This window comes from Elusimicrobiales bacterium (assembly GCA_041651175.1).
Lineage (GTDB): Bacteria > Elusimicrobiota > Elusimicrobia > Elusimicrobiales > Elusimicrobiaceae > JAQTYB01.
In genome coordinates this window covers 1-6579 of the sequence record JBAZJT010000040.1, presented here as the reverse complement: position 1 = coordinate 6579, position 6579 = coordinate 1, and the positions used below count along the sequence as shown (strand labels likewise).

Below are 6579 nucleotides of genomic sequence, written 5' to 3'. Positions count from 1 at the left end.
AGTTACGACGCGCTGAACCGCCCCGTAACGATAACCGCGCCCGGCGGGACGCAGTTCCAATTCACCTACGACGCCGCAGGCCGCAGAACGCGCATGGACATGGGCGCGGCGGTAGCGGCGGAATATGTTTACGACGCCGCCAATCAGCTTACCGGAATAACCTACCGCCGCAAAACCGACAATGCGGTTATCGCCAGCGTCGGCTACACATACGACAACGCCGGCAACCGCGCAACCATGGCTGACGATTTCGGCAGCCACGGATTCGCTTATGACGACCTGCACCGTCTGACAAGCGCGGTACACCCGTCCAGCGGCGCGCTGACGACGCAGTCCGAGACCTTCGCCTACGATGCGGTGGGCAACCGCACAAGCGACGCCGTGCGCTCCGGTTACGCCTATGACGCGGCGAACCGTCTGAATAGCGATTCGCTCCATACCTACAATTACGACAACAACGGCAACCTGACGGCAAAAACGCGCGCATCCGACAACGCGCAGACAACCTATGTTTACGACAGCCAAAATCGCCTTACGCAAGTAAACCTGCCGTCGGGCTACAGCGAGACGCTCCGCTACGACGCAACAGGCCGCCGGATAGCAAAAACGGTAACCCGCAACGGCGAGACAATCCGGGAGCAGCACTACATCTACGACGGCGAGGACATCGCATTTGTAACCGGCGCGGACGGCGCGCTGAAGGCGATATACACGCACGGCCCCGGCACGGACGAGCCGCTGATGTTGCGCAAGGGAGCAAGCGATTATTATTTGCTGGCGGACGGCCTTGGCAGCATAATCGCCATCGCCGACCAGACCGGGAACATCGCAGAGCGCGCGCAATACCAAGCCTACGGCAAGCCCGTGTTCAGAAACGAAATAACCGCCAGCACAAGCGCCTGGTCGCAGACGAGCAGTCTTTACAGCTACACCGCCCGGGAATGGGACGCCGAAACCGGCCTGTTCTATTACCGCGCCAGATACTACGCCCCCGACATAGGCAGATTCATCCAAAAAGACCCGGTTGGGTATCATCCAGATTACGCATATACTAACGGCAATCCAGTGGTCAATGTTGACCCCATGGGAACCCTAACTACACCATGGGGATGGATTGATATGGGTGAAGCGCAAGGGCAAAAAAGCGCAGAATGGTATGCTGATCAATACAACAAATCTACAGGTTTGGATGTGCTTGGATATGGTCTTGGTGGCCTTTTGGCTTCATTATGGACCCCGTGCACTTCAGACAAAACAGCAACAATACTTTCTTCAGCGTTAATGGCTAGCCAAATCCTAAAAGCGGCTGGAATACCACAAACGGTAGTCGAGGGACGAAAAGGAACAAGAATATTTCAGATTAGAAATACTGAAGGGAAACCTACTTTTAGATTGGATACGGATAAACGGGGATTGCATTATCATCGGTGGCCTGATATGAACCTACATAGGCCACGGGATGGTGGACTCTAAAACAGGAGATCACTATGAAAACGATAACAATAAGTGGTTTTATGCAAGAAATGTCACAACAAAAAGCCGAAAAATTGATACACACTTTTCAAAGGTTGTGTACTACAAAAGGAAAAGTGTTGTTTTTGTCTCAGTTGCCGAGTGATTTAAAATCCAAAGTGTTTCAAACAGTTGAATACAATTCCTATAAAAATTGGCAAATTGGAATCATTGAAGTAAATGTATCTGGGGCAGATGACCTAATCCAGCGGTTGTGGAAATGGTCATTTGGAACCCCATTATTTTTTGTTATTACCGATACTATATCCAGTGACGTTTTAGCAATAGCCAAGAACTGTGTTGATGATATTAGAAAAAATTTCAGGCAACGGCTTATTAGTTTTTTTAGAGGAGATGCTTATTCATTTTACTCTTCTGTTTTTTTAAAGCAGTTTGCCCTAGTGTTCGAAATGGGGCATGATGGTGAGACTTTAGAGATACATACAATTCAAAAAAATCCCAAGTTCGAAGAAATTCTAAATGGTTTATTAGAGTGACGGAAACAGAAAAGGGAATGAAAGGCATTAGGCGCAAGCGATTATCGGCGATAAAAAGAACGGATCCGTTAAGTCGGGCGTCCCGCTATGCCTCCGATATTGCCGGACGGTTAACCTCCATGCAATATCCCGCCGGCAAAACGATATCGTTCGCGTACGGGTACGACAGCCTCAACCGTCCCGTAACGATAACCGCGCCCGGCGGGACGCAGTTCCAATTCACCTACGACGCCGCAGGCCGCAGAACGCGCATGGATATGAGTACGGCGGTAGCGGCGGAATATGCTTATGACGCCGCCAATCAGCTTACCGGAATAATTTACCGCCGGAAAACCGACAATGCGGTTATCGCCAGCGTCGGCTACACTTACGACAATGCCGGCAACCGCGCAACCATGGCTGACGATTTCGGCAGCCACGGTTTCGCTTATGACGACCTGCACCGTCTGACAAGCGCGGTACACCCGTCCAGCGGCGCGCTGAGCGTGCAGTCCGAGACCTTCGCCTACGACGCGGTGGGCAACCGCACAAGCGACGCCGTGCGCTCCGGTTACGCCTATGACGCGGCGAACCGTCTGAACAGCGACAGTCAGTATACTTACGCATACGACAACAACGGCAACCTGACGGCAAAAACGCGAACATCGGACAACGCGCAGACCGCATACATCTACGACGCGCAGAACCGCCTTACGCAAGTAAACCTGCCGTCGGGCTACAGCGAGATCCTCCGCTACGACGCGACAGGCCGCCGCATAGCAAAAACGATAACGCACAACGGCGAAACAATTCGCGAACAGCATTACATCTACGACGGCGAGGACATCGCATTTGTAACCGGCGCGGACGGCGCGTTGAAAAGCCTGTATACGCACGGTCCCGGCACCGACGAGCCGCTGATGTTAAGAAAAGGCGCAAGCGATTATTACCTCCTTGCCGACGGCCTTGGCAGCATAATAGCCATCGCCGACCAGTCCGGGAACATCGCAGAGCGCGCGCAATATCAGGCTTATGGCAGGCCCGTGTTCAGAAACGAGGTAACCGGCAGCACAAGCAGTTGGTCGCAGACGGGCAGTCTTTACAGCTACACCGCCCGGGAATGGGACGCCGAAACCGGCCTGTTCTATTACCGCGCCAGATACTACGCCCCCGACACCGGCAGATTCATCCAAAAAGACCCCATAGGCTTCAACGGCGGAGACACAAATTTGTATGCGTATGCGAGAAACAACCCCTACAACTTAAAAGATTCATATGGTTTATTCTCGGTAACTATTGAAGGGTATTTAGGTATGGGAGGAGGAATCACATTTGGTGTTAATCCAAACGGGAAAGGATTCATTATTGGTAAAGTTGGAGTTGGCTTGGGTGGCGGACTATTAATAAATCCGAAGGGCAGAAGTCCTGATTCTGATGACTGCATTTCACGCAGGGTTGGTTTAGGGATTTTTGGTCAGGCAGATGCAGGGCTTGGGTTTTTATCTTTGGGGGGGACTCTTAAGAGAGGAGTTTATTTCCGTCCTTTTGCATATCCAAAGTTTAAAGAGTACAGCGAGCCTTTCTCATTTGAACCTGGGATTAGTGATTCATTTAAAATTAACGCAGGAGTAGCTGTTGGAGGGGAAGTTATCCTAGAGTAAGCTGAACATGGGAGAGAATTATGAAAAGCATCTCAAAAAATATTCGCATCGTATTGATAACACTAGCTCTGTTAATACCGCTAGGAATATTAGTTCATCAAAGTGTAGTGATGTCGGATGAATATAAACTTGCAGTTGGATACATCCACAATAATCCACTCGTAAATTCCGAATTGGGAGAGATAAGAGACTGTTCATTGTCTCTTCATAAGCATTCCTCAATTATAAAGTCTTCAATAGACGGGAATGCCAATCTCTTTATAAAAACAATCGGTACCCAAAAAACAGCTATAGTGCACGTTCATTTAACAAAGGCAGGGTCTGTATGGAGGGTAGAAGATGCATATCTACTGCGTCCGGATGGGAATTTTCTTGTGTTACCAGTTAACATTCGAGTGGTTGATATGCCAAGGAGATAAACTTTATAAATTTTTATACGGAAAGGGTTTTTAATTTGGATAGAAAGATGCTACTGAAATATGGCTCGGCGGCGGACCGGTGCGCGCTGCTGGCGGGTGCGGCGGCTCCGGCGGACAAGGTGTATCTGGCGCCGCTTGCGCCGGCGGCGTCCGGCTATTATTTCGTGGACCGGGCGGCGTTTTCGGCGTGGTATTTCCCGCAGCGGTATTATTTAAGCTCCAAAACCGGGCCGCGGGGGACATACACCTATGAATATATCGTAGACGACCAGACCGGCGAGGGCGAAACCCGCATCACGCCGCCGCTGGGCGGCAAAGAGGTGGTGCGGTGGAACAAGTCCAACGGCCATTTCCGGCGGGCGTACACGGTTGACGGCGCGGGCGGCAAGACGCTGTTCGCCTACGATTCGGCGAACAATCCGGTTCAGGTTACCGATCCCGCCGGCAATGTCCGCGGCTATGCGTGGGATGCGAAAAACCGGCTGACCGCCGCGACGGACCCGCTCAATAACCGGGTAAACATCGGCTACGACCCTTCGTCCGGCAACATCAGCTATTACGCCGACGCGAAGGGCAACACCGCGCATTTTTCGTACGACGGAAACGGCAACCTGTCGCGCATCACCGACGCGGCGGGGCAGTCAACCGATATAACCAATAACGCGCGCGGGCTGCCGCTGGCGATAACCGACCCGCTGGGCCATGCGGTAACAATCGGGCGGGACGGCTATGGCAATGCAACATCCGTAACCGACGCGCTGAACCGCAATTCCGGTTTCGCCTATGACGTTATAGGCCGCGTAACGCGCATGACGGACCCGGCGGGCAAGGCGGTCGCGTTCGCCTACAACCCGGACAACACGGTTGACACGGTTACCGACGCCATCGGCGGGGTAACGCGCTACGGCTACGAGCCGGGCGGTTTTGAGACGGGCGCAAAGCGGCTTGTTTCGCTAACGGACGCCGCCAATCACGCGACGGGTTTCGCCTACGACGCGCAGGGCCGTCTGTTCGCCGTAACCGACCCGTTAAGCCATGCGGCGAGCTACGGCTATGACGCGGCGGGACGGATTAACGCGGCGGCCGACGCAAACGGCAGCAGTTTCGCATTCGGCTACGATATTATCGGCCGTCTGACATCCGCCACCGCCCCCGACGGGCAGACAACTTATGCATACGACCTTGCGGGCAACCTGACAACGGTGGAGGGTCCGCAAACAAAGCTGCAATTCGGCTATGACGCGGTGGGAAGGGTAACGGCAACAAGCGCGCAGGACAAAATTGCAAACCTGGGCGGCGCGTTCACCTACACATACGACGCCGCCGGCAACCGGCTGGCGATGACGGCCTCCGGCTACACATGGAGCTACAGTTACGACGCGCTGAACCGTCCCGTAACGATAACCGCGCCCGGCGGGACGCAGTTCCAATTCACCTACGACGCGGCAGGCCGCAGAACGCGCATGGACATGGGCGCGGCGGTAGCGGCGGAATATGCTTATGACGCCGCGAACCAGCTCGCGTCAATAACCTACCGCCGCAAAACCGATAACGCGGTAATCGCGCAGGTTGGCTACACATACGACAATGCCGGCAACCGCGCGACCATGGCTGACGATTTCGGGGCGCACACTTTCGGCTATGACGACCTGCACCGCCTGACAAGCGCGGTCCACCCGTCCAGCGGCGCGCTGACGACGCAGTCCGAGACCTTCGCCTACGATGCGGTGGGCAACCGCACAAGCGACGCCGTGCGCTCCGGTTACGCCTATGACGCGGCAAACCGTCTGAATAGCGATTCGCTCCATACCTACAATTACGACAACAACGGCAACCTGACGGCAAAAACGCGCGCATCCGACAACGCGCAGACAACCTATGTTTACGACAGCCAAAATCGCCTTACGCAAGTAAACCTGCCGTCGGGCTACAGCGAGACGCTCCGCTACGACGCGACAGGCCGCCGCATAGCAAAAACGATAACGCACAACGGCGAGACAATCCGGGCGCAGCACTACATCTACGACGGCGAGGACATCGCATTTGTAACCGACGCCGCCGGCGCGTTGAAGGCGACCTACACGCACGGCCCCGGCACGGACGAGCCACTGATGTTAAAAAAAGGCGCAAGCGATTATTACCTCCTTGCCGACGGCCTTGGCAGCATAATCGCCATCGCCGACCAGACGGGAACCGTAGTTGAGCGCGCGCAATATCAGGCCTATGGCAAGCCCGTGTTCAGAAACGAGGTAACCGGCAGCACAAGCAGTTGGTCGCAGACGGGCAGTCTTTACAGCTACACCGCCCGGGAATGGGACGCCGAAACCGGCCTGTTCTATTACCGCGCCAGATACTACGCCCCCGACACCGGCCGTTTCATCCAAAAAGACCCGGTAATGCAACGAGCGGATTACATATATGCCAATAGCAATCCGATAATGATGCTGGATCCGTCAGGAACACTTTCAACCCCTTGGGGTTGGGTGGATATGGGCGAATCGCAGGGACAAA

At 54.2% G+C, this 6579-nt stretch carries 5 protein-coding genes; all 5 read left to right on the top strand.

The annotated features are described in order from the left end of the window. Positions 1–1473, top strand: a 1473-nt coding sequence (locus tag WC421_11620; protein MFA5162875.1) for an RHS repeat-associated core domain-containing protein, incomplete at its 5' end; no start/stop codon positions are given. A gap of 14 nt (positions 1474–1487) precedes the next feature. Beyond that, positions 1488–2009 (top strand): hypothetical protein, encoded by a 522-nt coding sequence (locus tag WC421_11615; GenBank protein ID MFA5162874.1) that lies wholly within the window; start codon positions 1488–1490, stop codon positions 2007–2009. A gap of 17 nt (positions 2010–2026) precedes the next feature. After that, the gene (locus WC421_11610; GenBank protein ID MFA5162873.1) at positions 2027–3649 is read left to right on the top strand and encodes an RHS repeat-associated core domain-containing protein; all 1623 of its coding nucleotides are present in this window, start codon (positions 2027–2029) and stop codon (positions 3647–3649) included. Positions 3650–3669: 20 nt separating this feature from the next. Continuing rightward, entirely contained in the window at positions 3670–4068 is a 399-nt protein-coding gene (locus WC421_11605) for a cytochrome c oxidase assembly factor Coa1 family protein (protein MFA5162872.1), read from the top strand. Positions 4069–4115: 47 nt separating this feature from the next. Further along, the coding region (locus WC421_11600; protein MFA5162871.1) for an RHS repeat-associated core domain-containing protein at positions 4116–6579 on the top strand (2464 nt) is incomplete at its 3' end.

Excerpts from the sequence above, each read along its gene's own strand:
- WC421_11615 (MFA5162874.1), top strand. The coding sequence starts at position 1,488 with ATGAAAACGATAACAATAAGTGGTTTTATGCAAGAAATGTCACAACAA.
- WC421_11610 (MFA5162873.1), top strand. The coding sequence starts at position 2,027 with ATGAAAGGCATTAGGCGCAAGCGATTATCGGCGATAAAAAGAACGGAT.
- WC421_11605 (MFA5162872.1), top strand. The coding sequence starts at position 3,670 with ATGAAAAGCATCTCAAAAAATATTCGCATCGTATTGATAACACTAGCT.